The following is a 24,783-nucleotide window of genomic DNA, read 5'->3' on the forward strand; positions in this document are numbered from 1 at the left end:
CGACGACGGGCAGCGGCGTGGACCATGCCGTTCATGCCCGTGTCGTACGGCCCTGGAGCCCTCCTGCGAACGCACGAACACGCCGTCTATCGTTCGCGGTATTGAGCCTCCTCACCGAGGAGGGTCAGTTCCAGCGGCGGGCCCGGGCGGCGGCCACCGCGGCCTGGCCCAGGGAGATGCCGCCGTCGTTGGGCGGGACCCGGTGGTGGGTCAGCACATGGAAGTTCTCCCGCTCCAGCCCGGTGACCAGACGCTCCAGCAGGGTGATGTTCTGGAAGACGCCGCCGGACAGCGCGACGGTGCGCAGCCCGACGCGGTCGCGGAGCAGGCAGGCGGCGCGGACGGCCGCCGAGGCCAGCCCGTTGTGGAAGCGGGCGGCGACGCGGGCGACGCCGACCCCGGAGGCCAGGTCGCCGATGACCCCGCGGACCAGGTCGGCGGCGTTGACGACGACCGGCGGACCCTTGGTGATGGTGGCGGCGTACCCGCCGCTCTCATTGAGGTCGATGCGCTGTTCGAGCTCGATGGCGGCCTGGCCCTCGTAGCAGATCTCGTCCCGGACGCCGAGGATCGCGGCGACCGCGTCGAAGAGCCGGCCCGCGCTGGAGGTGAGCGGGGAGTTGGTGCCGGTGCGGGCCATCGTCACGACCGCCTGCCAGCGGTCCCGGTGGCGGTGCAGCACGGGCAGGTCCGGCACGCCGTCGCCGTAGAGCGCGTCCAGATAGGCGGCGGCCATCCGCCACGGCTCCCGCACGGCCGCGGTGCCGCCGGGCATGGGCACGGGGGCCAGATGCCCGGCGCGTTCATAGTCGACCAGGTCGGCGATGAGGAACTCACCGCCCCACAGGGTGCCGTCGGGGCCGTAGCCCAGGCCGTCGAACGCGATGCCGATCACCGGCCCGGACACCCCGTTGTCGGCCAGGCAGGAGGCGATGTGGGCGTGGTGGTGCTGGACCCCCACCAGCTCCACGTCGGTGCGCTCCAGCGCGTACTTGGTCGACAGGTACTCCGGGTGCAGGTCGTGCGCCACCGTCTGCGGCCGGATCCCCAGCAGCCGGCAGAAATGCTCGATGCCCTCGGTGTAGGCGCGCAGCGTCGTGTAGTTCTCCAGGTCGCCGATGTGATGGGACACGAACGCGTGATGCTCGCGGCCCAGGCAGAAGGTGTTCTTCAGCTCCGCCCCGCACGCCAGCACCGGATGCGGGAACGGCCACTTCATCGGCACCGGCGAGGGCACATATCCCCGCGAGCGTCGGATCGGCAGCTCACGCCCCCGGAACACGCGCACCACCGAGTCGTCCACCCGCACATGGATCGGCCGGTCGTGGGTGAGGAAGCCGTCCGCGACCTGTGCCAGGCGTTCCCGCGCGTCCTCGTCCCGGTAGGCGATCGGCTCGTCCGACAGGTTCCCGCTGGTCAGCACGAACGGACGGCCCAGCTCCTCGGCGAGCAGATGGTGCAGCGGCGTGTACGGCAGCATCACCCCCAGCTCCCGGCACCCCGGCGCGACCGCGTCGGCCACCCGGGCGATCGGCAGCCGCGGCGCCAGCACGATCGGACGCCGCGGCCCGGTCAGCACCCGTTCCGCCGCCGCGTCCAACCGGACCAGCGAACGGGCCGACGCCAGATCGGGGGCCATCACCGCGAACGGCTTGGCCTCCCGGTGCTTGCGCGCCCGCAGTTCCGCCACCGCCTGCGGGTGGTCGGCCAGCGCGGCCAGGTGGTAGCCGCCCAGCCCTTTGACCGCCAGGATCCGGCCCTCCCGCAGCCACCGCACCGCCTGCTCCAGCGGGTCCCCGGGGACCTCCTGCCATGCGGCGTCCAGCAGCCGCAGCGTCGGCCCGCACGTCGGGCAGCACACCGGCTGGGCGTGGAACCGCCGGTCGTCCGGGTCGCCGTACTCCGCCGCGCAGTCCGCGCACATGGCGAAGTCCGCCATGGTCGTCCGGCACCGGTCATAGGGGACGTCCCGCACGATGGTGAAGCGCGGACCGCACGCCGTGCAGTTGGTGAACGCGTACCGGTGCCGCCGCGCCGCGGGGTCGGCGATCTCGCTCAGGCACTCGGCGCAGGTGGCGGTGTCCGGGGCCACCAGCGCGTCCTGGTCCCCCGAGTCCCGGTCGCTGGGCACGATCCGGAAGCCGCGTTCGCCGATCGGCGTCGTGTGCTCGGTCGTGATCCGCTCCACCACCGCCAGCGGCGGCGACGTGCGGGCCAGGTCGGCGGTGAACTTGGCCACCATCTGCGGCGAGCCCTCCGCCTCCACGAACACGCCTCGCGAGTCGTTGCCCACGAACCCCGCCAGGCCGTACCGATCCGCCAGCCCGTACACGAACGGGCGGAACCCCACCCCCTGAACGATCCCTTCCACACGCAGGCGCACCCGCGTTGCGCTCCGCGAACCGGTCACCGGATCACAGCCCCCCGTCCAGCGCGTGCTGCGTCAGCTCCCACAGCACGTGATAGAGCGTCATCTGAGCCTCTTGAATGCGGTGCACGGACGAGGACGGCACGACGAACAGGTGCTCGACCGTCCCGGCCGTGCTCAGCGCCCCGCCGTCGTAGCCGGCGAACCCGACCGTCACCAGGCCGCGGCGGGCCGCCTCGGCGAACGCGGCCACCACGTTGGCCGATCCGCCGCTCGTCGACAGGCCCACCGCGATGTCGCCGGCCCGCCCGAGCGCGGCGATCTGGCGGGCGAACACCACCTCGAAACCCACGTCGTTGGACAACGCCGTCACCGCGGCCACGTCCTGGGGCAGGCACGTCGCCGGCAGCGGCCGCGCCGGGGCCGGCGGGCGCACGAACAGCGCGGTCAGGGCCTGGGCGTCGGTGCTGCTGCCGCCGTTCCCGAACGCCAGCAGCCGCCCGCCGGCCCGGAACGCCTCGGCCATCCGGCGGGCGCAGGCCGTCAGCCGTTCGCCGTGCGCGGCGGCCAGCGACCGGCGCAACGCGGCGATCTCGCGGGCCTTGTCCTCGGTGGAACGCCGCACCTCGGCGAGCACCTCGTCCAGATCGGCGGGATCCGCCGGGTGCAGGAACGGATACAGCGTCTCGGTCATGACGGCACCACCGCGATCGCCTCCCCGGCGTGCACGAGCACCACGTCGCCCACGTCGGCGTCGACCAGCGCGACGCTGACCCGTTCGGGGCCGGCCTCGGTGTCCACCAGCGCCAGCCCGTCGTCCAGCACCGCGGTGATCCGGGCGCGCACCGCGGTGTCCGAGCAGGTGACGCACACCTCGCCGGTGCAGTGGTCGCTCATCGGATCCGCTCCAGGAAGACGTGCACCAGCTCCCACAGCACGTGGTAGATCGTCACGTGGATCTCCTTGGCCACGGTCGGGTCGGCGCAGCGGGCGACCAGGCGATGGTCGGCTTCGAGGTCGTCGCCGTCGGCGCCGGTCAGCGCCACCGTCAGGGCGCCTCGTTCCCGCGCCGCCGCCAGCCCGTTGCGGACGGCGGGGCAGCTGCCCGTGCAGACGCCCATGACGATGTCGTCCGGCGCCGCCAGCAGCCGGAGCTGGGCGGCGAACATCTCCTCGGGGCCGTCCTCGGAGGTGATCGCGGTGAGCGCGGCCGGGTCGGCGCTCAGCGACATCGCGGGCAGCGCCCGGGTGCCGACGACCACCGGATGCACGAACTCCACCGCGATGTGCTGGGCGTCCGTCGCCGAGGCCCCGCTGCCGAACACCAGCAGCCGGCCGCCCCGGTGGAACCGCCGCGCCATGTCGCGGCACGCCCGCGCCACCGCCTCGGCGTCGTCGATAAGCGCCCGCCCCGGGGCCTCGCGGCGCTGGAACGCCGCCTCCACCAGCGCCGTGCCGCTCATGGCCGCACGGTGACGCGGTCCGGTGCGGGCGCGGTCGCCGGCACGGCCTTCCGCCATCTGCTCAGGCAGGACTCCACGATGTGCCCCAGCCTGGCCAGGCGGGCCATCCATGCCTCCAGCCGCGTCCGGCCCTCGGAGGTCAGCTCATAGCGGCGGCGGGCCGGTCCGGAGGCGGACGGGACCCAGGTCGACACCACCAGCCGTTCCCGTTCCAGGGCGCGCAGCACCCGGTACACCTGCGCGGGCTCCACCCCGCCCACGCCCATCCGCTCCAGGCGCTCGATCAGCTCATAGCCGTGCCCCGGACGCTCGAAGATGAGCAGAAGCAGAAAGGGATGCAGCAGCCCGCGAACCTCGCCGCCCTCCATGAACCCCCCCGTCTGCAGCACTCCGAGACGGGAGGGTCCCTTCCCTCCGCCCTGGCCCCCGACACCCGGCGACCCGATCCCTTACAGCCCTCTGGATCGCTCTTTTCTCACCTCGGCGTGTCGTCCCGCTCCGGTCGTTGTGCGCCGAACGCCCGCGAGTCTCCGCTGTGTGTCGAACACCCGCGAGTTTCCGCAGCCGTTCGGCGAACCGGAGCATCGCACGCCGCTTCCGGCATGCCGGATCCGCCCGCCGTCCGGGGAGCCGCTCGGCGTCCGGCGAGAGGTCCACCGTCACGCCCGACGGACGGCAGGGCATGGTCCCGCCCGGCGGCGTCGGCCGCCCGGGCGGACGACGGGCGAGGGCATGCCCGTGCACACCCGGAAGCCCGGAGAACGGATGCGGGTTCCGGGAGTCAGGGCATTTTTGTTAAGAGGACTTCACTGGACTGTGTCACATGACACAGTCCAGTGAAGAAGGCGTGCTAACGGTGTGCTAACACGGGCCGATGAAGGACGGGCTGGGCACGGGCGGGCCGGGCATCGGCGAGATCCTGCGATGAAGTCATGACGCCCGGTCAGCGACGGAGGTCCAGATCACCGCGCCGGATGCGGAGCATCAGCTCCGCCCACCCGGCCAGCGAAAACGCAAGGCGGGGCCCGCCTGGATCCTTGGAGTCCCTGACCAGGAGAAACGACGGCAGGCGCGCGATTTCGACGCAGCCGCCCACATCACTGGTGCTGCTCTTGCGCCACGTGACAGCAGCGTGCTCCTTGAACTGGTCACCCATCCAGCAACCTCCCGTTCGCCGCAGCTCCCGGTACTTGCGCGGCGAACCAGACAAGGTCGTCCGACCGGCGAGGCGGCGAGAGCGTAAACCACGACCTTGTGGACGATTCCCGTCAAAGAGTGTAAGCGGTCAGGCTTTACTCGCCTATACGGGCGACGTGGGAACCGTGTGCACAAGGCCGCTGGACGGGTGCGGCCGGACGGGTGACCTCAGCTCATTTCTTCGATGACAGTGCGGATCAGCTCCAACGACTCTTCTGCGGACAGGGCTTCTTCCAGCAGCGACTCGAACGAGGCCGCGTAGTCGGTGACCCGCTCGTCGGGCCCCTGAATCAAGGCCTGGGTTCCCTCCGGCCCCCACTCCAGGTAGAGGACGTCGGACAGATCGCCTTCGAACTCCAGCAGGGTGAAAGGACCGAACATGCCGGCGTGGGCACCCGCCTGGAACGGGATGATCCGCACGGTGACCAGCTCGCGCTCCTCCTCGATCACGTTGGCGATGTGCTCGAGCTGGCGCGGCATGATTCCAGGGTCCTTCTTGATCCCTACATGCCGGCGGATGACCGCCTCGTCCATGACGAAGTACCGCCGCGGCGGCTTGGCCCGCTGGGCGAGCTCCCTCTGTCGCTGTGTCCGGAGGTTGATCAGCGGTGACAGCTCGGCGGGATCCACGGCCTGGGAGGTGAGGACCTCGGAGTACTCCCTGGTCTGGAGCAGACCCGGCACCACCGTGCTCTGGAAGGCCCGAATGAAGGAGGCGCCCGCCTCGTAACCGATGAAGTTGAGGTAGCCGCTGGCCACCTGTCCTCGGTAGGCGCTCCACCAGCCGGCGCTGCGCGCACCTCGGTTGAGGGCGTGCAGGCGGTCCCGCTGACTTTCTGAGCTGATCCCGTACTCGTTGAGCAGGGCGTCCAGGTCGGTCTTGGTGATCGAACTTCGACCGCCTTCGAGCCGGATCAACTTGGAGGGGGACCACTCCAGGGACTTGGCCACCTGTTCTTGGGTCAGCCCTTTGGCCTTACGGAGCTTGACCAGTTCGCTGCGGAGCAACGCGCTCTGGACGACTGGTCCCTGGTCCGAGGCCATCTGATCCTCCGTGGCTAGATGACGGTCTCAAGTTGGAAGGTTCTGTTCTGCAAGCTTGCAAAGGGCGCGGACTCATCTTAGAGCAACCTGAGGCGCCAGGTGCCAAAGAGTGGCGAAGTGATCGTCATGAAGTGGTATGCGGGCTCGTCATGGGCCTCCTGGTGGGCTCACTCGGCTGTTCTTCTGGGCTGACAAGGTGGGAAGCGTCTCCAGGGAGAGGAGGGTGAACCGGTCGATGCGTCACATCCTACTCCGTCTGGTCCTACTCGGCTCGGTCTTACTCTGATCGGTCTTGCTGTGGTCGGTATCGGTCAGCTCGGTCCTGCTCTGATGGGTCTCGCTCGGCAGCGTGACGCTTGGCTGGGTACCGGTTGGCTCGCTGCCTCTTGGCTCGGTTCCGTACGGACCGGTGTCGCACAGCATGATGGCTGATGGTCCGATAGCTCATGGAACTATGGCGCAAGGCTCGGTCGTGATCTGATCGGTCTCGCTCAGCTCGGTCCTACTGTGACCGGTCTCGCTCGGCTGGGTTACGCTCAGCCGGGTTCCGCTAAGGACGGAGGCCATACACGACGGCGCAGAATGCAACATTGCAGTCTGACTACTGGTGCATCGGCTTACGCCAAGTTACACTGGGGCTCAATCGGAGGTAGATCGCCCAAAGCGATCGCCAGGCGCGGAACGTCCCTCCGGGGCGAGGTCCACCAGAAGGGGACAGGCCGCCGGGCGGGGCCGAACGCGGAACGTCCGACGGGGATGGTTGAAGGAGGATGCTAGACGAGGCGCGCGCAACGCTAGGGCCGTCGCCAGATTTCCGATCTCATGGCTGGCAACCGGACGAATCGGATAACTGGCAACGGCCCTGACCTGGCCACTAGTGCACGTTCACCTGGTCGGCCGTGTGGGCCGACCTGGTCAATTGCCTCCAGCGGCTCCCTCCAGTCTAGCTGCGAAGCAGTTGCAGACCAAGAGGGCGTCCGCTGGGTGGACACTCCACCGCCGTCACCTGCGTTTTCGCTGGTGGATCGGCTGGTGCCGCGTTCATCGGACAGTTGCAAGGGATGCGGGCGATGTCCTCGCGCAACGCTAACGCAGCGGACCAAGATCCGAACATTGAATTCTTCCACCGGGTGCCCGGAGCCCTCGCCGTCCGGCGGGACACCGCTCCGGCGATCCGGCGGACGGCGGCCCTCTCCGGGAGGGTCGTCGGACTCTCGGCCGGTCATCTGATCGCTCGGGACGTCGGCAGATCCCAGACCATTCTTGGCGGTCTGTTCATCGTCGGAGTGGTGCTGGTCGCCTCGGTCGTGGCCGCCGGTGTCACCGGAGTCGCCGTCGCCGGAGGGGCGATGGTGCTTCTGACGGCGACGTTCGGTCTCATGGCGGTGCTGTTGGCGCTGATTTGCCGGCAGGGGACCGTCATCGGACCTCCGCCGATGACGGCGGCCAGAGGAGCGGACCCGATCTGGCGGAGGTCCCGGCTCGACGGAGAAGGCGCCGCCCACGGTCGCCGGTGGTCCCCTTCCTTCTGGGAGTCCCTGACCGAGGAGGAACGCCGGATCCTCGACCGGCGCGGCGTGCTCCGGACGTTCCCGCGAGGAGCGGTGCTGTTCCGTGAGGGCGACGACGCCGACCACGTCATCGTCATCCGCAGAGGCCGGGCCAAGGTGTTCGTCTACGAGGACGGCCGGGAGCGGGTCCTCGCGACTCGGGCGGCTGGTGATCTTGTCGGGGAGCGGGCGGCGCTGCGGTACAGCGTCCGCTCGGCGAACGTGGTCGCGCTGGAGACGGTGCAGGCGCTGGTGCTGAGCACCGAAGACTTCACGCGGTTCATCGAGGAGCGCCCCCATGTGCTGCACATCCTCGAGGACCAAGTCTACGACCGCCTCATCGAACGGGACGATCCCCCGCACCGGATCCCCGACATGTCCCGGCGGGCGGCTCCCGCGCAAAGCGGCCGCGGCGAGCCGGAGACGCGCGAGACGACCCGGCCGCGGTTCGACGAGGACCACTGCACCGTGGTGCTGCTGGACGTGGCGGAGTTCGGGGCGCATGAGCGGACCGACGGGGACCGCGCGATCGTGCGGCGCGAACTGCAGCGCATGGTGTGGAAGGCGTTCGCGGAGGCGCCGTTCGACGGGCTGGACCGCTGCCACTGGGAGGAACGCGGTGACGGCTTCCTGATCGTCGTGCCGCCTCAGATCAGGACCCGGTGGGTGGTGGAGCGCCTGCCCGACCGGCTGGCGGCGGCCGTGCGGCAGCACAATCGGCGCTCCACCGAGCCGGTGCGCATCCGGCTCCGGCTCAGCGTGCACGTCGGGCCGGTGACCTCCGACGACACCGGGGTCAACGGCAGCGCGATCATCCACGCGGCCCGGCTCGTGGACGCCGCCGAGTTCAAGGAGCGGATGAAGGCGGCGGACGCGGCGCTGGGCGTCATCGCCTCCCCGTACGTCTACGAATACGTGGTCCGCCACGGCGAGCGATTCGAAAGCGGGTCTTATGAGCGGATCCAGGGGCAGGTGAAGGAGAGCGCGATCGACGCCTGGGTGCGGCTGATCGGGCCCGCCTCGTACTGAGGCCCGCCTCTCGATGAGAGGGCCTTATCTCAAGGACCGGACCCGGAGCCGGCCACGGCTCCGGTCCGGTCCGCGCCGCATGACCGGTCATCGCCGACCGGTTCCGGCCGGCGCGGCGACCCCGGAGATCGTCATTCCTCGGTCGAAGCGCCCTGCACGGTGATGCAGGTCGGCGCATCCGTCGGATCGTCGCCCCAGCGTGGCCCCGTGAACCATGTCGTCGCGGACGAGAAATGCCACGGGTGAGGAGCGCTCCGGCTCAGGCCGCCGCGGGACGAGGAAGGTTTCCGGCCATGCCGTCGTGAGCGAGGGACGCCGCCGAGAAGGCGCGGGCGAGGGGCGCCGCATGCGAGGAGCTAGCTGGAGTCGCGGACGATCAGTTCGGTCGGCAGGATGACCGGCTCCGGCCGCTGTCCCGGCTCCAGCGCCAGCAGCATCCGCACGATCGCCTGGGCGACCTCCGCGATCGGCTGGCGGACGGTGGTCAGCGGCGGGTCGGTGTACTGGGCGGCCTCGATGTCGTCGAACCCCACCACCGCCACGTCGTCCGGCACCCGCCGTCCGGCCTTGCGCAGCGTGTGCATCGCCCCGATCGCCATCAGGTCCGAGGCCGCGAACACCGCGTCCAGGTCGGGGTCGTCCTCCAGCAGCTGCCGCATCGCCGCCGCCCCCGACTCGCGGGTGAAGTCGCCCATGGCCACCAGCGAACGCCGGTCGGCCCTGGACACCACCTCCCGGTAGCCGGCCAGCCGGTCCAGCCCGGCCGTCATGTCCGGCGGTCCCGCGATCGTCGCGATGCGCCGGCGTCCCCGTTCGACCAGGTGCTCCACGGCCGCGCGGGCGCCGCCCACGTTGTCGCAGTCGCAGTAGGGCGGCCGGACCGTGGAGATCGGACGCCCGTGCGAGACCACCGGCACCCCGGTGCGGGACAGCGCGGCGGGCAGCGGGTCGGAGCCGTGCAGGGACAGCAGGATCACCCCGTCCACGTGCCCGCCGGCCACATAGCGCTCCACCCGGGCGTGCCCGGCCGGGGAGGAGGCCAGCATCAGCACGAGCTGCTTGCCGGCGCTCTCCAGCTCCTGGCTGACCGCCCGCACCACGATGGAGAAGAACGGGTCGTCGGAGAACACCCGGGACGCGGGCTCGGACACCACCAGCCCGATGGAGTCGGTGCGCTGGGTGACCAGGCTGCGGGCCGCCGAGTTGGGCACGTACCCCAGTTCCTCGATCGCCTTCAGCACGGCGGCGCGGATCTCCGGCTTGACGGTGTCCGACCCGTTCACCACCCGCGACACCGTGGCCCGGGAGACCCCCGCCCGGGCCGCGACCGCCTCCAGAGTCGGCCGTTTCAAGAAGCCTCCAGTCCGTTGCGCGCGATGACCCCCGCATACCATCGTGCGCTGTCCTTGGGCAGACGACGCTGGTCGGTGTAGTCGACGTAGACGATGCCGAACCGCTTGGCGTAGCCCTCGGCCCACTCGAAGTTGTCCAGCAGCGACCACACCAGGTAGCCGCGCAGGTCCACGCCCGCCGCCAGCGCCGCGTGCGCCGCCCGCAGGTGCCCCTCCAGGTAGCCGATCCGCTCCGGGTCGGCCACCCGGCCGTCCGGTCCGACGACGTCGTCGAACGCCGCCCCGTTCTCGGTGACGATCAGCGGCGTCCCCGGGTGGTCGCGGTGCAGCCGCAGCAGCAGCTCGGTCAGCCCGTCCGGGACGATCGGCCAGCCCATCGCGGTCGTCGGCAGGTCCACCGAGGGGAACGCCACGCCCGCCGAGCCGGGGAACGCCGGGTTCTCCGGCGCCCCGGGCGAGGCCTGCACGTAGGTGGGGTTGTAGTAGTTGACGCCCAGCAGGTCGATCGGCTGGGCGATGGTCGCCAGGTCCCCGTCGCGGACGTGCCCGAGCCGCTGCGCGCGCTCCAGCACCGCCTCCGGGTACGAGCCGCGCAGCGCGGCGTCGAGGAACTGCCGGTTGAGCAGCGCGTCCACCAGGTCGATCGCCGCCAGGTCCGCCTCGCCGGGGGTCGGCGCGGGGCACAGCACGGGCGCGAGGTTGAGGGTCAGCGAGATGCGCTCCGCCCCCGCCTCGCGCAGCCGCCGCGTCGCCAGCCCGTGCGCCAGCAGCAGATGGTGCGCCGCCCGGAACGCCGCGTCCGCGTCGGTCCGTCCGGGCGCGTGCACGCCGGCTCCGTAGCCGAGGAACGACGCCACCCAGGGTTCGTTGATCGTCGTCCAGGTGTCGACCCGGTCGGCCAGGCGGTCGTGCACCAGGCCAGCGTATTCGGCGAACCGGTGGGCCGTGTCGCGCGCCGTCCAGCCGCCCGCGTCCTCCAGGGCCTGGGGGAGGTCCCAGTGGTAGAGGGTGACGTAGGGGGTGATCCCCGCCTCCAGCAGCCCGTCCACCAGGCGGTCGTAGAAGTCCAGCCCGCGCGGGTTGGCCGGGCCGGTGCCGTCCGGCTGGATCCGCGGCCAGGACACCGAGAACCGGTAGACGCCCAGCCCCAGGGAGGCCATCAGCGCGATGTCCTCCCGCCAGCGGTGGTAGTGGTCGCAGGCCACCTCTCCGGTGTCCCCGCCGGCGATCGCGCCGGGCCGGCGGGTGAAGGCGTCCCAGATCGACGGTCCCCGGCCGTCCTCGCGCGTGGCGCCCTCGATCTGGTAGGCCGCCGTCGCCGCGCCCCACAGGAAGCCGGGCGGGAAGGTCAGGGCGTCGGTCCGGGCGGTGGTGGCGGTCGAGCCGACCGTGGTCATGCGTGCAGTCCCTCCGATGCGGCGTGCCGGGTCCCGGCCGCCGGAAAGTGATCGTTGCCGATGAGCGGGCCGATGAGCGGGCGGGCCGGTCACGCCTTGAGGGCGCCGTCCATGATGCCGCTGATCAGCTGGCGTCCGCAGAGCAGGAAGATCACCAGCAGCGGGAGCGTGGCGACCGCCGTGCCGGTGAACATCAGCGAGTAGTCGGTGTAGTAGGCGCCGTTCAGCAGGTTCAGCGAGTACTGCACGGTGGGGTTGTCGGGGTCGAGCACCGCCAGCGGCCACAGGAACTCGTTCCAGGTCTGCATGAACGTGAACAACCCGAGCACCGCCATCGCCGGCCGCAGCACCGGCAGCACCACGCTCCAGTAGATCCGCCAGGTGGAGCAGCCGTCGATCCGGGCCGCCTCGATCAGCTCGTCCGGCAGCGCCTGCAGCGTGTACTGGCGCATCATGAACACGCCGAACCCGGTGACCAGGAAGGGCACGATGACGGCCTGCAGCCGGCCGGTCCAGCCGATCTCGGCCATCAGCATGTAGAGGGGGATGATCCCCATCTGCACCGGCACCATCATCGTCGCCAGCATCACCAGCAGCAGCGCGTTGCGGCCGCGGAAGCGCAGCTTGGCGAACGCGAACCCGGCCAGCGAGGCGAACAGCAGCGTCGACACCGTGACGGTGGAGGCCGCGATGGCCGAGTTGATCAGGCCGAGCCCGAAGTGGGCCTGCTCGTTGCCGAACAGCCGGGCCAGGTTGCGGCCCAGCTCGCCGCCGGGGACGACGGGCGGCGGCACCGAGCCGACCACGTCGTTGGTGCGGGTGGCGACCACCAGCATCCAGTACAGCGGGAAGACCGACAGCACGATGGTGGCGGCCAGCATGATCCGGGTGAGCGGGCCCGCGCCCCACAACGTCGCCAGGGGGCCGCCGCCCCGCCGCCGGGAACCGATGGGGATCATCGGGCGCCTCCGCCGACCCGACGCAGCCACAGGAAGTTGAGCAGGGAACCGACCAGGATGATCAGGAAGAGCATCCAGGAGACCGCCGAGGCGTAGCCGTAGTCGAAGCGGCCGAAGGCGTTCTCGAACATGTACATGGTCACCGTCTGGAACTGGCGCAGTGAGCCGCCCGCCATGTCCCCGTTGCCGAACAGCAGCGGCTCGGTGAACAGCTGGAAGCCGCCGATGGTGGAGATGATCGCGGTGAAGATGATGGTGGGCCGCAGCATCGGCAGCGTGATCGTCCAGAACTGCCGGCGCCGCGAGGCCCCGTCGATGGCCGCGGCCTCGTACAGGTCCTTGGGGATGGACTGCATCGCGGCCAGATAGATCAGCGCGTTGTAGCCGGTCCACCGCCAGTCGACCATCACGCTGATCGCCAGCCAGGAGGACCAGCGCTCGGCCGTCCAGTCGATCGGATCCGCCCCGAACCAGCCGAGCACGTAGTTGATCAGCCCGAAGTCCCGGCTGAACAGCTGGCTGAACACGATCGCCACCGCGGCCACCGAGGTCACCATCGGGGCGAGCACGCCCATTCGCAGCAGCGTCTGACCCCGCATCCGCCGGTTGAGCGCGTTGGCCAGCATCAGCGCCAGCAGCAGCTGCGGGACGGTGGCGACCACGAACATCCCGGCGGTGTTCCACACCGCGTTCCAAAACTGCGGGTCGCTCAGCACCATCCGGAAGTTGGCCGGCCCCACGAAGTCCCGCGAGCCCACCAGATCCCAGTCGTGCAGCGCTACCCACAGCGTGTAGAGCATCGGGAACGCCCCGAACGCCGCGAACAGCAGGAAGTAGGGGGACACGAACAGGTAGGGGGAGAACTTCATGTCCCAGCGGGCCAGCCGCCCGGCCGACCGCTTCGCGAGAAGGCGGCCGGCCAGGGCGGGCTTGACGCGGCGGAGGCGGGTCGAGGCGGTCATCGGGCCTCGCGCTCGGCGTCGCCGAGCGCCTTGCTCCAGGCGGCGTCCGGGGTGAGCTTGCCCTGCTCGACCGCCAGCAGCGCGTCCTCGAACCGCTGGTTGACCGGGTTGGTGTTCTCACCCAGGTACAGCGGCTTGAGGGCCTTGGCGCCGCTGGCGTAGATCTCGCCGACCGGCGCGTTGTTGAAGTACTCGTTGCGGAACGACTTCACCGCCGGGTCGTCCAGGGCCTGCGGGGAGGACGGCAGGTTGTTGCGGGCCTTGAACGCCGCGATCTGGCTCTGCGGGCTGGTCAGGAACTTCACCAGCTCGACGGCCTCCTTGGGGTGCTCGGTGCCCTTGGGCACCGCCAGGAACGATCCGCCCCGGCTGCCGGAGCCGCCCGGGATGGCCGCCACGTCCCACTTGCCGGCCGCCGCCGCGCCGGCGTTCTCCTTGATCACGCCGAGCATCCACGACGGGCAGGCGATGGTGGCGAACTTGGCCTCCTTCAGTCCCGTCCCCCAGCTCGGCTCGAACGACTTCAGTCCGGCCGACAGCCCGGCCTGCTGGATCTTGAGGGTGGTGTCCCAGGCGGTCCGCACCGCCGGGTTGCTGGAGGCGACGAGCTTGCCGGAGGGGTCGAAGTAGGTGTGGCCGACGGTCTGGCTCGCCTGCTGGGCGAGCATCGAGTTGTAGAGGTTGACCGCGCCGTCGACGAACTTGGCGTCGGTGACCTTGGCCGCGAACCTCCGGCCGGTGGCGATGTAGTCGTCCCAGGTGGGCCACAGCTTGCCGACCTGCTCCCGGTCGGTGGGCAGTCCGGCCTTGGCGAACAGGTCGGTGCGGTAGCACATGGCCAGGCCGCCGACGTCGGTGCCGAGCCCGACCAGGTACCTGCCGTCCGGGGTGAGGGCCTGCTTCCACTTCCAGTCCAGGAAGTTGCCCTGCAGTGAGCCGGCCCCGTGGTCCAGGAGGTTCACGAACCGGTCGGGCCGGGCCATGAACTTGGTGAGGATGCCCTCCTCGATGGCGACCACGTCGCCGGCTCCGCGGCCGGCGGCGATCCACTTCTCCAGCCGGGGCAGGTAGTCGTCGAGCTGCACCACGTTGCGGTGCCGGATCCGGATGTTCGGGTGCTGCGCCTCGTACTGCTTGAACAGCTCCTCGTACCCGAACGTGCTGAAGGTGTCGACGGTCAGCGTGATCTTGCCGTCGTCGGCGCCTCCGCCGCCGCATCCGGCGACGAGCATGAGCGCGGCGATCCCGGCGCCGAGCCGGACGCGCCGGCGGGCGCGTCCGCGGGGCCCGGAGCGGCGGGCGCCGCGGGGCGGGGCGGGCTCGTCGTGGGATGCGTCGAAGCGCCGCAAGTGGGGTGCGGGCATGGTCCGTCCTCGGGGTGGGTCAGTGGACTGCGTTGAGAGAGCGCTCTCACGAGAGAGTGGTGTCTGGGCCATCGACCTGTCAATACCCGCCCTGAAAAGGGCTCTGCTCGAGCCGGTGCTTTGAAAGAGCGCTCTCACAAATGGGACCGGAAGGGTTGACAGCCCCCCGGCGGCGCGGCGACAGTGACCGGCACGCGGACGTTCGCACGGTCCCCCGCCCCTGCGAGTGGAAGGCTCAGCCATGCCCGACACGGCACGACCTTCGGCGCCCGCGCCGACGCCTCCGGGCGCGTCCCCGTTCCGCGCCCGGATCCGTCGCTGGCGCAAGGCCGCGTTCGCGGCCGTCACCGCACTGGCGCTCCCCGCCGCCGCGCTCGTCGCGGCGCCCGCCCCCGCCGCCGCGTCGATCCCGCCTCCGCCCTCGGGGTGGAGCCTGGTGTGGGGCGACGACTTCGACGGCCCCGCCGGAGCGCTCCCCTCCGCCGAGAATTGGATCATCGATCTCGGCCACGGCTATCCCGGCGGTCCCGCGAACTGGGGCACCGGGGAGATCCAGCGGTACACCGACGACCCGGCCAACGTGAGCCTGGACGGCCAGGGCAACCTGCGGATCACCCCGCTCAGGACGGCCTCGGGGGAGTGGACCTCGGCGCGGATCGAGACCCGGCGCGCCGACTTCAAGCCCGCCGAAGGCCGCATCCTGCGGATCGAGGGCCGGATCCAGATGCCGAACGTCACCGGTGACGCGGCGCTGGGCTACTGGCCGGCGTTCTGGGCGCTCGGCTCGCCGTACCGGGGCCACTACCACAACTGGCCGGCCATCGGCGAGTTCGACATCATGGAGAACGTCAACGGGCTCGACACGGTGTGGGGCGTGCTGCACTGCGGGGTCAACCCGGGCGGCCCCTGCGACGAGAGCAACGGGATCGGCGCCGGCCGCGCCTGCCCCGGCTCCGCCTGCCAGTCGGCGATGCACACCTACCGGTTCGAGTGGGACCGCAGCGTCACGCCCAACCAGCTGCGCTGGTACGTCGACGGCCGGCTCTACCACACCGTCAGCCAGAGCCGGTTCGACGCCGGCACCTGGGAGGCCATGACCGGCCACGGCGGCTACTTCCTGCTGCTGAACGTGGCGATGGGCGGGGCGTTCCCCGACGGGGTCGCCGGGTTCGGCACCCCGACCGCCGCGACCGTCCCCGGCCACCCGATGATCGTGGACTATGTGGCGGTCTGGCAGAGCGGCGACGGCGGCACCGCGCCGACCGACCCGCCGCCGGGCGGCTTCGACGCCCGCTCCGTCATCCAGGCAGAGGACCACTCGGCCCAGAGCGGCGTGCAGGTGGAGGCCACCACCGACGTCGGCGGAGGGTACAACGTCTCCCACATCGCCGACGGCGACTGGATCCGGTTCGACGACGTCGACTTCGGGGCCGAACCGGTGCGGCGGTTCCAGGCCCGGGTCGCCTCCGGCGCCGCGGCCGGGATCAGCGGCCTGGTGCGGGTCCGGCTCGACAGTCCCACCGGTCCGGTGCTCGGCGACTTCGCGATCGCCGACACCGGAGGGTGGCAGAACTGGCGGACCGTGCCGGCCGACATCACCCCCACGACCGGCAGGCACACCCTCTACCTGACGTTCGAGAGCGGCCAGCCCGCCGACTTCGTGAACCTCAACTGGTTCACCTTCACGAGCTGATCCGCCGAACGCCGGGGCGGCGCCTTTCGACCGAAAGGCGCCGCCTCCGCGTTCGGCGGACTTCTCAGCCCTGCTGCTGCGGAGCGGTCCGGCTGGGCGGGGACGGCGCCCGGCCGGACGGCTGCAGCTCGGGCAGCAGACCGGTCATCGCCTCCTCGGCCTCGCGGCACGCCTGCATGCAGATGCGGCAGTGCTCGTGCGCCTCGGCGTGCTCGGCGCAGGAGTCGCCGCACGTCGTGGTCGCCTGGACGGCGGCCTGGACCTGGGCGTGGGTGAGCGAGGCGTCATAGCCGGTGTGCCGCGACAGCACCGCCGCGGTGGCGTGGCAGATGTCGGCGCAGTCCATGGTGTCGCGGATGCACCGGGCCAGCCGCGGCAGCTCCTCGGCGGGCTCGGACAGACAGGCGTCCGCACAGGCCGCGCACGCCTGGGCGCACGCGGTCAGGCGGTCGATCACGGACGCCAGCCGCCGATGGTCCAGATGGACGTCGGCCGGATAGGTCTCCAGCATCTGAGCCGTGTACGTCATGACGGGACTCCCTCCCTGACGGAGTGCTCGGTCCCGAACCGGCGTACCCGGTGCCGGCCGGCCATGCATGCCGGGCGCGACGTCGTGCGGGAAAAGAGAGGAAGAAGTGCGGAGCGGGCGGCACGCCGCGAATGTGCAGACCCGCTCCGCGGGGAGACACTGTACTCTCCCGCTACCGGAGGCTCACCCGGGGTGGCCGGTCGCTAGCCGGCCAGCTCCTCGGTCAGGTCGGAGTCGGCGGACGGCGCCGCCACGGTCAGCGGACGGGTGACGGCCGCCAGGTGCACCGCCTCGGTGAGGTCGGCGACCGGCTGCCCGTCGCGGACGATGACATAGGTGCCCGCCGAGGGACGGATCGCGACCTGCCCGGCGGTCTCGGTGGACTGCTCGTCGGCCACGGTGCAGCGCAGCCGGTCGGTGCCCTCCTCCAGCGACAGCACCACGGTGGTCCCGGCCGCGGGCTCGACGGCGCGGCCGTCCAGCCGGATCTGCAGCCGGGCGTCGTCGCCGAGCGGACGCAGCGCCACGGCGGTCAGCGCGGCGTCGACCAGCTCCTCGCGCTCGGTCATGCCGATCACGGCGCGGATCGGCTCGACGTCGTCCTCCCGGTCGATCAGCAGCGGGCAGTCCAGCAGCGCCGCCAGGCGATAACCGTCGCCGTCACGGCGCGTGACGTCGATGAGCAGCTCCACGTCCTTGGCGAACCGACGCAGATCGGCAAGGGCGTTGCGGCGACGCAGCACGGGCGGTATATCCACGGTGGACAGGCCGCGGGCCGCCAGCACCCGGCGGAGCTGGTCTCCGCGCGTGCGACCGGCGCGCCCGTAACCGCGGACGATGCCGACCTTGCCGACGGGCGACAGCAAGGCGGCGGCCTGGTCGCCGAGACGTACGAGCTTGCTGGTCGGCAAGGTGCCGAGGGTCATGGGACCTCCTGGGGGTTCGGTGGTCTGCGTGACGGGGCCGATACGTGGGGCGGCGCTCAGAGCGGCCCGGCCGACAGGGGCCCGGTCAGATGATCGAGTGCGGGCAGGCGGCCGGGACCGGACGTGATCCGGTGCGGTCGGTTCGGCACGCCCTCACTCCTGTCGGAACGTCCTGACAAGCTGGGAGGTAGGGCATTCTAACGTCACGTTAGATTAGGGTCACAGGCGGGGTCCCTGTTACGGCCGTGCTCCCGGTGCCCTCCCGGGACGCCGCGGCCGGGCCGGCGTCCGGGCCGGTGGTCGCGCCGGCGTTCGGGCCGGTGGGGAGGTCCGGCCCCGCGGACGGGGAGGGGTCCCGCGGGGCGAGGGCGGGCGCCCGGGCGGGCGTTCGGGCCGGTTTCCCAGACGGGCGGCCGCGCCGGCGTTCAGGCCGGTGCGGCGCCGGGCGGGGCGGTGCTCTCCCGCACCACCAGCTCGGTGGCCAGCTCGACCCGCTGGGTCTCCAGCGTCTCGCCGTGGGCCAGCCGGAACAGGATGCGGACGGCCAGCGAGCCCATCTCGGCCAGCGGCTGGCGGACCGTGGTCAGCGGCGGGGAGAACCAGCGGGACACCGGCAGGTCGTCGAAACCGACGATGCTCAGATCCTGGGGGATGCGCAGACCGCGCTCCCGGGCCGCCTCACAGGCCCCGAACGCCTGCTGGTCGGAGCCGGCGAAGATCGCGGTGGGCGGGTCGGGCAGTTCCAGCAGCTGGGCGGCCTGCACATAGCCGCTCTCCAGGTGGAAGTCGCCGTGCCTGATCAGGCGCGAGTCGACCGGCAGCCCGGCGGTCTCCAGCGCGCCCCGGTAGCCGTCCAGCCGGGCGCGGCTGCACAAGACGTCGGCCGGCCCGCTGATGATGCCGATCCGGCGGTGCCCCAGCTCGACCAGGTGCCGGGTGGCGGCCAGCCCGCCGGCCCAGTTGGCGGCGCCGATCGAGGGGACCTGCGGGTCCGGTTCGCCGCGCGGGTCGATGATCACGCAGGGCACCCGCAGCGCCTCCAGCCGGGCCCGCCGGGCCTCGTCCAGCTCCTCCAGCACCAGGATGACGCCCTCGGAGCCGCGTCGTTCCAGGTTGTCCAGCCATTGGCGGGCGGGCTCGGAGCCGGCGTGGATGGCCGACACCACGGTGCCGACGCCCTGGGCGTGCGCGACCTCCTCGGCGCCGCGGATGATCTCCACCGCCCACGGGCTGTCCAGCTCGTCGAAGACCAGGTCGATCAGTCCGGTCCGCTCGGCGTGCGCGCCGCGGCGGCGGTTCCGCGGATAGGCGTGCTTGGTCAGCAGCTCCTCGATCCGGGAGCGGGTACTCTCCGCGACATCGGCACGCCCGTTGAGCACCTTGGACACCGTGGAGACCGAGACCCCGGCCTCCCGGGCGATGTCGGTGATCGTGACGCGCCCGCGGCTCCGATTCGACAAAGCAGACCTCGCCTTCTCCGCTCCCGGGACATGCTACATCGAAAAGTTTCGAAACGAGAACCTCTGTGAATCAGGACACTTTTGGGTATTGACAGGGCCTTCTGCGTCCTCCTAGTTTCCGAAACATATCGGCAAAGTTTCGAGTGCGGCGGTCCGGGGGTGTCGCCGTGGGAGGTGCAAGAGGTGCTCAGGGTTCGTCGCGGAGCCAGGTACCTGGCCCTGGTCGCCGCGTCAGCGTTGGCGCTCAGCGCGTGCGGGAGCTCGGGTCCCGCCGGAGGCGGTTCCGGCGAGCTGCGGGTCTGGTCGCTCCAGGACGGGGTCAACAGGGCCGAGCGGCAGGCGGTGGAGGCCTACAACAAGACCGCCACCCCCAAGGTGAAGATGGAGACCTTCCTCAATGACCCCTACAAGCAGAAGCTGCAGGTCGCCATGGGGTCGCCGCAGGCGCCCGACGTGTTCATGAACTGGGGCGGCGGCAACCTCAAGCAGTACGTGGACGCTCGGCAGGTCTACGACCTGACCGACGACCTCAACGCCGACCCCGCCTGGCGCGACAAGTTCCTGCCGGTGGTGATGAAGACCGCCCAGATAGGCGGCAGGTACTACGGGGTGCCCGAGCGCGGCATGCAGCCCATCGTGCTCTTCTACAACAAGGACGTGTTCGAGAAGGCCGGGCAGCAGCCCCCGAAGACCTGGGACGACCTGCTGCGGCTGGTCGACGTCTTCAAGTCCCGCGGCGTCACCCCGTTCGCGCTGGCCGGCTCCCAGGCCTGGACCGAGCTGATGTGGCTGGAGTACCTGCTGGACCGCATCGGCGGTCCCGAGCCGTTCCGGGCCATCGTCGAGCGCAAGCCGGGCGCCTGGAAGGACCCGGCGGTGCTGCGCGCGCTGACGATGATCCGCGAGCTGGTGGACCGCGGGGCGTTCGGCACCAACTACGCCTCCGTCGACTACGACGTGGGCGGCGCCTCCACGATCTTCGCCCAGGGCAAGGCCGCCATGCACCTGATGGGCTCGTGGGAGTACGCCACGCAGCTGGAGCAGAACCCCGACTTCGTCAAGAACGAGCGGATGGGCTGGGTGGCGTTCCCCACCGTGCCGGACGGCAAGGGCGACCCGAAGAACATCGTCGGCAACCCCTCCAACTACATGTCCATCAGCTCCAACGCCAAGGACAAGCAGGCCGCGGTGCGGTTCCTGAAGGAGGCGCTGACCTCCGACGCCTACATCCGCGGAATGATCTCCGTCGGTGAGGTGCCGGCCATCAAGGGCGTGGAGCCCCAGCTGCGCAGCGGACCCGCCCCCGACTACGGCGCCTTCATCTACCAGCTGGTCTCCCAGGCGCCCGAGTTCACCCAGTCGTGGGACCAGGCGCTGCCCCCCAACGTCGCCGAGGCGCTGCTGACCAACCTCTCGAAGCTGTTCCTCAAGGAGATCACGCCGCAGCAGTTCGCCGACGCGATGGACAAGGTCAACTGACGCCCTCCCCTCCCTGCCCCCGCAGGGAGGGGAGGAGCCCGCGGACCCGGGCCTCCTCGCGCCGTCGCCGGCCGTCCCGGAAGGACGCCGCTTCGGGAGCGGCGACGGAGACGACGCTCGACCGGCGTCGCGCCCCACCGGGCGCACGCCCCGGGCGCAGGGCTCGGACCGCCCTCGGGTCCGAGCCCGCCCGGCGCCCGTCGCCGCCCCTGTCAGATCACGCCGACGGAAAGAGAGCACATGAGCAACGACACCGGGCAGCACAGCCTCGTGCCCCCGCACCGCCCTGCAAGGCAGGGCCCGCACGCTGCGAGTCCGCGATGAAAGTCCGTGCAGCGCAGGGAGCCGGCCCGGCGCGGGCCGGCCGGACCCGTGACCGGAGCTCGGTGCACCAGCGCCCCGGGGTGATCTGGGCCCTGCCCGCGTTCGCCTACTTCCTGGTGTTCGCGGTGGTGCCGCTGATCTTGGTCGTCGGCCTCAGCTTCACCCACTGGAGCGGGCTCGGCACGCCCCGCTGGGCCGGCGCCGCCAACTGGTCCCGCCTCACCGAGGACGCCACGCTGGGCTCCTCGATCAAGCTCTCGCTGATCCTGACCACGGTCGCCTGGCTGGTGCAGACCCCCCTCAGCCTGCTGCTGGGGGTCTGGGCGGCCGCCCCCGGCCGCGGCCGGGCGGTGCTGAGCGCGGTGTTCTTCGTGCCGCTGCTGATGTCCAACGCCGCGGTGGCGCTGCTGTGGCAGTCGCTGCTGGACCCCAACTTCGGGCTGGCCGAGCTGATCGGCCCGCTGTTGGGCGCCTCGGACGGCAACATCCTCGGTGATCCGGACCGGGCCCTGGCCGCGATGGCGCTGGTGGTGTCCTGGCAGTTCATCCCGTTCCACATGCTGCTGTACCAGGCGGCGACCCGGCAGATCCCGCAGTCGCTGTACGAGGCGGCGGCCATCGACGGGGCCGGGCGGGTGCGCCAGTTCTTCGCGATCACGCTGCCGCAGCTGCGGCACACGATCGTCTCCTCCAGCGTGCTGATCGTGGTCGGCTCGCTGACCTACTTCGAGACCATCCTGCTGATCACCGAGGGCGGCCCGGGCACCGCGACCCGCGTGCTGCCGCTGCACATGTACATCACCGGTTTCCAGGCCTTCGAGATGGGCTACGCCAGCGCGCTGGCGGTGCTGCTGGTCGTGGCGGGCACCGCGCTGTCGATCGGCATCGTCCGGATGACCGGTTACTGGCGGATGGACAGCAGCCGGGAGGGGATGTGACGACCCGACAGCAGATCCGCGGGACCCGCACCGGCTCGACCGGCGCGCACGCCCGCCCCGGAGCGCACGAGCGGCCGGAGCCGGACCGGATCGTCCCCCCGTCGGGGACGTCGCTGCGCCGGCTGCTGCGGCGGACCAACCCGCTGGCCGCCCTGGGCGCCCTGGCGTGGCTCGTGGTCGTCGGCATGCCGCTGTACTACCTGGTCACGGTGAGCCTGCGGACCCGCGCCGACTACCTGACCGCCGGTCCGCTGGCCCCGCCGACCTCGCCGACGCTGGACAACTACCGGATGGTGCTGACCGGGGAGTTCGGCCGGTACTTCGTCAACACCGCGATCGTCACCGTGGTGTCGATCGTGGCGGTGCTGGCCCTGGCGCTGCCCGCGGCGTACGCCATCGTGCGCGGACGGCATCCGCTGATCCGGATCGGCTTCTCGATGATGCTGCTCGGGCTGGCCATCCCGTCCCAAGCGGTGATCGTCCCGATCTACCTGCTGATCACCCGGATGCACATGTACGACTCGCTGGCCGGGATCATCCTGCCCACGGTGGCGTTCCTGCTGCCGGTGGCGGTGCTGGTGCTGACCAGCACGCTGCGGGAGATCCCGGGCGAGCTGTACGAGGCGCTGGCGATCGACGGCGGCGGCCCGATGGAGGCGCTGCGCACGCTGGTGCTGCCGCTCAGCCGGCCGGGCCTGATCACCGTCGCCGTCTATGTGGCGGTGAACGCCTGGAACGGCTTCCTGTTCCCGCTGGTGCTCACCCAGTCGCAGGACCAGCGGGTGCTGACGATGGGGCTGTGGAGCCTCCAGGGCCAGTACACCTCCAACGTCCCGGCGCTGATGGCGGCCATGACGCTGTCGGTGCTGCCCGTCCTGCTGTTCTACGCGATCGGCCGCCGCCGTCTGGTGAGCGGGCTGACCGCCGGATTCGGCAAGTGACGCCTCTTGCCGGAGAACCAGTTCGAGAAACGGAGTGCTCATGACCGATGATCAGCGTTTCCTCCGGGTGGACGGCTCCCGGCTCGTCGACGGCTCCGGAACCCCGGTACGGCTGCGCGGCGTCGGGCTCGGCGGCTGGCTCAACATGGAGAACTTCATCACCGGCTATCCGGCCAACGAGACGCTGATGCGCCGGGCGGTGCGGGAGGTGCTGGGAGAGGAGCGCTATCACCGCTTCTTCGACCGGCTGCTGACGGTGTTCTTCGGCGAGGAGGACGCGGCGTACCTGGCCTCGCTGGGGCTGAACTGCGTGCGGATCCCGCTGAACTACCGGCATTTCGAGGACGACCAGACGCCGTTCGAGATCATCGAGGAGGGGTTCGCGCACCTGGACCGGGTGGTCGACGTCTGCGCCCGGCACGGCCTCTACACGGTGCTGGACCTGCACGCCGCGCCCGGCTGCCAGAACCACCACTGGCACAGCGACAACCCCACCCACCTGCCGGCGTTCTGGGAGCACCGGCACTTCCAGGACCGGCTGGTCAACCTGTGGCGGGTGATGGCCGAGCGGTACGCCGACAACCCCTGGGTGGCCGGGTACAACCTGCTGAACGAGCCCGCCGACCCGACCGGGGAGATCATCGGACCGTTCTACGCCCGGCTGGTGCAGGCCGTCCGCGAGGTGGACCCCCGCCACATCCTCTTCCTGGACGGCAACACCTACTCCACCCGGTTCGACATGTTCGGGGAGCCGTGGGAGAACACCGTCTACACCTGCCATGACTATGCGCTGGCGGGGTTCGTGTACGGGGGGCCGTACCCGGGTTACACCGAGGGCGTGTGGGTGGACCGCGACCAGTTGGAGCGCAAGTTCTTGGAGCGGTCCGAATACCAGCGCCGTACCGGGACGCCGATCTGGGTGGGGGAGTTCGGTCCCGTCTACACCGGCGATCCCGAGCGGGACGAGCAGCGGTACCAGATCCTGCGCGACCAGCTCGACATCTACGACGCCCACGAGGCGGGCTGGTCGCTGTGGACCTACAAGGACGTGGGGCTGCAGGGCCTGGTGCACCTCGCGCCGGACAGCCCCTACGCCCGGCGGTTCGGCGACTTCATGGCCAAGAAGGCGCGGCTGGGCGCCGACCACTGGGGGTCCACCGACGAGGGCATCAAGCACATCATGGACCCGCTGCACGCCTTCATGGACGAGCAGTTCCCCGATTACGACCCCTATCCGTTCGGGCGCCGCAAGTACACCGAGGACCTGGTGCGGCACATCCTGTTCTCGCAGCCGCTGACGGTGGAGTACGCCGAGCTGTTCCGCGGCCTGGGCGAGGAGGAGCTGGACGAGCTGGCCGACTCGTTCGCGTTCGCCTCGTGCGTGCGCCGGGAGCGGCTGGCGGAGATCCTGGCCGAGCGGTGCAGGCCGCAGCAGGAGGCCGATTCGTCCGGCGCGCGGCGCGCCGGCTGAGACGCACGGGGACGGCCGGACCGGTGGTGCACCGGTCCGGCCGTTTCGCTTACCCGGAGCGATGTGATCGATGCGCTGAGTGATTTTACCTTGTGAACCCTTTGATCACGGTTGTCCACTTTTTAAACGGTCTGTACCTTTCCGTGGTACCGGTCCGTCGGTAACCGCCATCCGGGGCGGTGCGGACCGGACGCCGAATCCCGGCGGCGCGGAACCCCTCACCTGCGCGCCGCGGGAGCCGGGGACCCACGTTTCCGGGGTGAATCCGCCGTGCGCGGTAGGGCGACTCCTGGCCCGAACCCGTCAGCTAACCCGGTAGGCGGTCTCGAAGGAGAGC

Annotated in this window: 21 protein-coding genes and 1 riboswitch; of the genes, 6 read left to right on the forward strand and 15 right to left on the reverse strand. The window is 70.8% G+C overall.

The window, feature by feature from the left end:
• Positions 1-124: 124 nt before the first annotated feature.
• The 7 genes from hypF to EIO00_RS05425 form a co-directional block, all read right to left on the reverse strand.
• Positions 125-2,371 (reverse strand): carbamoyltransferase HypF, encoded by a 2,247-nt coding sequence (hypF, locus tag EIO00_RS05395; RefSeq protein ID WP_241661127.1) that lies wholly within the window; start codon positions 2,369-2,371, stop codon positions 125-127.
• 43 nt (positions 2,372-2,414) lie between these two features.
• Positions 2,415-3,062, reverse strand: a complete 648-nt coding sequence (locus tag EIO00_RS05400; protein WP_140175804.1) for a D-sedoheptulose-7-phosphate isomerase — start codon at positions 3,060-3,062, stop codon at positions 2,415-2,417.
• The gene (locus tag EIO00_RS05405; RefSeq protein WP_140175805.1) at positions 3,059-3,265 is read right to left on the reverse strand and encodes a HypC/HybG/HupF family hydrogenase formation chaperone; all 207 of its coding nucleotides are present in this window, start codon (positions 3,263-3,265) and stop codon (positions 3,059-3,061) included. Before EIO00_RS05405 ends, EIO00_RS05400 begins: the two co-directional genes overlap by 4 nt.
• Positions 3,262-3,831 (reverse strand): D-sedoheptulose-7-phosphate isomerase, encoded by a 570-nt coding sequence (locus EIO00_RS05410; RefSeq protein ID WP_140175806.1) that lies wholly within the window; start codon positions 3,829-3,831, stop codon positions 3,262-3,264. The genes EIO00_RS05405 and EIO00_RS05410 overlap by 4 nt, the downstream gene beginning before the upstream one ends.
• Entirely contained in the window at positions 3,828-4,220 is a 393-nt protein-coding gene (locus EIO00_RS05415; RefSeq protein WP_241661128.1) for a PadR family transcriptional regulator, read from the reverse strand. The genes EIO00_RS05410 and EIO00_RS05415 overlap by 4 nt, the downstream gene beginning before the upstream one ends.
• Before the next feature lie 554 nt (positions 4,221-4,774).
• Positions 4,775-4,987 (reverse strand): DUF397 domain-containing protein, encoded by a 213-nt coding sequence (locus EIO00_RS05420; RefSeq protein WP_140175807.1) that lies wholly within the window; start codon positions 4,985-4,987, stop codon positions 4,775-4,777.
• Positions 4,988-5,196: 209 nt separating this feature from the next.
• Positions 5,197-6,072 carry a helix-turn-helix domain-containing protein gene (locus EIO00_RS05425; RefSeq protein WP_140175808.1) on the reverse strand — a complete coding sequence of 292 codons (876 nt, stop codon included), beginning with the start codon at positions 6,070-6,072 and terminating at the stop codon, positions 5,197-5,199.
• 1,130 nt (positions 6,073-7,202) lie between these two features.
• Here EIO00_RS05425 and EIO00_RS05430 point away from each other — a divergent pair.
• Positions 7,203-8,651: a Crp/Fnr family transcriptional regulator gene (locus EIO00_RS05430; protein WP_161602655.1), complete on the forward strand. Its 1,449-nt coding sequence runs from the start codon at positions 7,203-7,205 to the stop codon at positions 8,649-8,651.
• Positions 8,652-9,007: 356 nt separating this feature from the next.
• Here EIO00_RS05430 and EIO00_RS05435 read toward each other — a convergent pair whose 3' ends face one another.
• From EIO00_RS05435 to EIO00_RS05455, 5 genes are all read right to left on the reverse strand, one after another.
• On the reverse strand, positions 9,008-10,003 hold the full coding sequence (locus EIO00_RS05435; RefSeq protein ID WP_206664042.1) for a LacI family DNA-binding transcriptional regulator: 996 nt from the start codon (positions 10,001-10,003) through the stop codon (positions 9,008-9,010).
• Positions 10,000-11,400, reverse strand: a complete 1,401-nt coding sequence (locus EIO00_RS05440; RefSeq protein WP_140175811.1) for a GH1 family beta-glucosidase — start codon at positions 11,398-11,400, stop codon at positions 10,000-10,002. Before EIO00_RS05440 ends, EIO00_RS05435 begins: the two co-directional genes overlap by 4 nt.
• 89 nt (positions 11,401-11,489) lie before the next feature.
• Positions 11,490-12,359 (reverse strand): carbohydrate ABC transporter permease, encoded by an 870-nt coding sequence (locus EIO00_RS05445; RefSeq protein WP_140175812.1) that lies wholly within the window; start codon positions 12,357-12,359, stop codon positions 11,490-11,492.
• Positions 12,356-13,321, reverse strand: coding sequence for a carbohydrate ABC transporter permease (locus tag EIO00_RS05450; RefSeq protein ID WP_140175813.1), 966 nt, complete (start codon positions 13,319-13,321; stop codon positions 12,356-12,358). The genes EIO00_RS05445 and EIO00_RS05450 overlap by 4 nt, the downstream gene beginning before the upstream one ends.
• The gene (locus tag EIO00_RS05455; RefSeq protein ID WP_140175814.1) at positions 13,318-14,685 is read right to left on the reverse strand and encodes an ABC transporter substrate-binding protein; all 1,368 of its coding nucleotides are present in this window, start codon (positions 14,683-14,685) and stop codon (positions 13,318-13,320) included. The genes EIO00_RS05450 and EIO00_RS05455 overlap by 4 nt, the downstream gene beginning before the upstream one ends.
• A 241-nt stretch (positions 14,686-14,926) precedes the next feature.
• On the opposite strand from EIO00_RS05455, the gene EIO00_RS05460 reads away from it, so the two are divergent.
• The gene (locus EIO00_RS05460; protein WP_140175815.1) at positions 14,927-16,378 is read left to right on the forward strand and encodes a carbohydrate-binding protein; all 1,452 of its coding nucleotides are present in this window, start codon (positions 14,927-14,929) and stop codon (positions 16,376-16,378) included.
• A 64-nt stretch (positions 16,379-16,442) separates the two neighbouring features.
• On the opposite strand, the gene EIO00_RS05465 is transcribed toward EIO00_RS05460, so the two are convergent.
• The 3 genes from EIO00_RS05465 to EIO00_RS05475 all read right to left on the reverse strand — a co-directional run bounded on the left by EIO00_RS05465 (position 16,443) and on the right by EIO00_RS05475 (position 19,293).
• Positions 16,443-16,907 carry a four-helix bundle copper-binding protein gene (locus tag EIO00_RS05465; RefSeq protein WP_241661129.1) on the reverse strand — a complete coding sequence of 155 codons (465 nt, stop codon included), beginning with the start codon at positions 16,905-16,907 and terminating at the stop codon, positions 16,443-16,445.
• A gap of 203 nt (positions 16,908-17,110) precedes the next feature.
• The gene (locus EIO00_RS05470) at positions 17,111-17,833 is read right to left on the reverse strand and encodes a hypothetical protein (protein WP_140175816.1); all 723 of its coding nucleotides are present in this window, start codon (positions 17,831-17,833) and stop codon (positions 17,111-17,113) included.
• Positions 17,834-18,258: 425 nt separating this feature from the next.
• Positions 18,259-19,293, reverse strand: coding sequence for a LacI family DNA-binding transcriptional regulator (locus EIO00_RS05475; RefSeq protein WP_140175817.1), 1,035 nt, complete (start codon positions 19,291-19,293; stop codon positions 18,259-18,261).
• 183 nt (positions 19,294-19,476) lie between these two features.
• Here EIO00_RS05475 and EIO00_RS05480 point away from each other — a divergent pair, with 183 nt between their 5' ends.
• The 4 genes from EIO00_RS05480 (at position 19,477) to EIO00_RS05495 (ending at position 24,446) form a co-directional block, all read left to right on the forward strand.
• Positions 19,477-20,772, forward strand: coding sequence for an extracellular solute-binding protein (locus EIO00_RS05480; RefSeq protein ID WP_241661130.1), 1,296 nt, complete (start codon positions 19,477-19,479; stop codon positions 20,770-20,772).
• 320 nt (positions 20,773-21,092) lie between these two features.
• The gene (locus EIO00_RS05485; RefSeq protein WP_140175818.1) at positions 21,093-22,034 is read left to right on the forward strand and encodes a carbohydrate ABC transporter permease; all 942 of its coding nucleotides are present in this window, start codon (positions 21,093-21,095) and stop codon (positions 22,032-22,034) included.
• Positions 22,031-22,975, forward strand: a complete 945-nt coding sequence (locus EIO00_RS05490; protein WP_241661131.1) for a carbohydrate ABC transporter permease — start codon at positions 22,031-22,033, stop codon at positions 22,973-22,975. Before EIO00_RS05485 ends, EIO00_RS05490 begins: the two co-directional genes overlap by 4 nt.
• Before the next feature lie 40 nt (positions 22,976-23,015).
• Positions 23,016-24,446 (forward strand): glycoside hydrolase family 5 protein, encoded by a 1,431-nt coding sequence (locus EIO00_RS05495; protein ID WP_140175819.1) that lies wholly within the window; start codon positions 23,016-23,018, stop codon positions 24,444-24,446.
• A 181-nt stretch (positions 24,447-24,627) separates the two neighbouring features.
• Positions 24,628-24,783: riboswitch (cyclic di-AMP (ydaO/yuaA leader) on the forward strand.

Origin of the sequence: Thermomonospora catenispora (assembly GCF_006363815.1) — a bacterium.
GTDB classification, from domain to species: domain Bacteria; phylum Actinomycetota; class Actinomycetes; order Streptosporangiales; family Streptosporangiaceae; genus Thermomonospora; species Thermomonospora catenispora.